1 protein-coding gene is annotated in these 2124 nt (G+C 68.0%); it reads left to right on the forward strand.

The features are described 5' to 3' along the window. Positions 1–18 precede the first annotated feature (18 nt). The coding region (locus tag VNT50_RS04700) for an aerobic carbon-monoxide dehydrogenase large subunit (RefSeq protein ID WP_325483945.1) at positions 19–2124 on the forward strand (2106 nt) is incomplete at its 3' end.

Raw genomic sequence — 2124 nt, forward strand, 5'->3', positions numbered from 1 at the left:
GAAACAGGAGTCGTAACCATGGCCGTGATCGAGAACCTCCCGAGCCCCTCCACCGAGCGTCCGATCGGGTTCGGCCGCCTGAAGCGCAAGGAGGACGCGCGGTTCATCCGCGGCCAGGGCAACTACCTCGACGACATCCGCCTGCCCGGCATGGTCCACGGCGCGATCCTGCGCAGCCCGTACGCGCACGCGCGGATCGTCTCGATCGACACCTCGGCCGCGCTCGCGCACCCGAACGTCGCCGCCGTCATCACCGCCAAGGACCTGGAGACGCTCGGCCTCGCATGGATGCCGACGATCTCCTACGACACGCAAGCGGTGCTCGCCGGCGACAAGGTCCGTTTCCAAGGTCAGGAGGTCGCGTTCGTGATCGCGACCGACGAGTACTCGGCCAACGACGCGCTTGCACTGATCGACGTGGAGTACGAGCCGCTGCCGGCGATCGTCAACGCCCGCAAGGCGCTCGATCCCGACGCGCCGCTGATCCGCGACGACAAGTCAGGCCAGCGCGACAACCTGGCGAGCCCGACCTGGGAGGCCGGCGACGAGGCGGCCACCGATCGCGCCTTCGCGGAGGCCGACACGGTCGTCACGCGCGACATCATCTACCCGCGCTGCCACCCCGCGCCGCTCGAGACCTGCGGGATGATCGCCGATTTCAACCCGCAGACCGGCCAGCTCGACATCTACAACGGCAACCAGGCGCCGCACGCCCACCGCACCGTCTACGCCCACGTCGCGGGGCTGGCCGAGCACATGATCCGCATCCAGTGCCAGGACATCGGCGGCGGCTTCGGGAACAAGGTGCCGGTCTACCCAGGCTACGTGTGCGCGATCGCCGGTTCGATCGTGGCGGGCGTGCCGGTCAAGTGGGTGGAGAACCGCTCCGAGAACCTCATGTCCACCGGCTTCGCCCGCGACTACATCATGCGCGGCGAGATGTGCTCGAAGGACGGGAGGATCACCGGCCTCCGCGTGGACGCCATCGCCGACCACGGCGCCTTCGACAGCACCGCCCAGCCGACGAAGTTCCCTGCCGGCTTCTTCCACATCGTGTGCGGCTCCTACGACCTCCAGGCGGCGTACGTGAAGGTCAAGGCGGTCTACACGAACAAGGCGCCCGGGGGTGTCGCTTACAGGTGCTCGTTCCGCATCACCGAGGCCGCCTACCTGATGGAGCGGATGGTCGGCGCGCTGGCGATGGAGATGAAGGTCGACCCGACCGAGCTGCGCATGCGCAGCTTCATCAAGCCCGACCAGTTCCCATACGAGACGACGACTGGGTGGACGTACGACTCGGGCGAGTACGCCAAGGCGATGCAACTCGCAATGGAGATCGCCGGTTACGAGGACCTGAAGCGCGAGCAGGCCGAGAAGCGCGCGCGCGGCGAGCTGATGGGCATCGGCGTGTCCTTCTTCACGGAGGGCGTCGGCGCGGGGCCGCGCAAGCACATGGACATCCTGGGGCTCTCGATGAACGACGGCGCCGATCTGCGCGTGCACCCGTCAGGCAAGGCGGTGGTCAGCATCAGCGCGCAAACCCAGGGCCAGGGTCACGAGACCACGTTCGCTCAGATCGTCGCCGAGGAGCTCGGCATTGCGCCCGAGGACGTCGAGGTTCGCCATGGCGACACCGACAAGTCGCCCTACGGCCTGGGTACCTACGGCAGCCGGTCGACGCCGGTGTCGGGGGCGGCGGTGGCGGTCGTCTCGCGCAAGGTGCGCGACAAGGCCCGGCTGATCGCCGCGACGATGCTGGAGACGAGGCCCGAGGATCTGGCCTGGGAGAAGGGGCGCTGGTACGTCAAGGGTGACCCCGAGAAGGAAGCGATGATCGAGGACATCGCTTCGCGGGCCTACAGCGGGGAACCGATGCCCGCGGAGCTGGAGGGCGGCCTCGACGCTCAGGTGATCTACGACCCGCCCAACCTCACCTACCCCTACGGCGCGTACATCGCCGTCGTGGACGTCGATCCCGATACCGCCCAGGTCACGGTCCGGCGCTTCATCGCCGTCGACGACTGCGGCGTGCGGATCAACCCGATGGTCGTCGACGGGCAGATACACGGCGGACTCGCCGAGGGAATCGGGATCGCCCTCATGGAGCTGATCTCCTTCGACGCC

The sequence above is a fragment of the Microbacterium sp. genome (genome assembly GCF_035554235.1).
Lineage (GTDB): Bacteria > Actinomycetota > Actinomycetes > Actinomycetales > Microbacteriaceae > Microbacterium.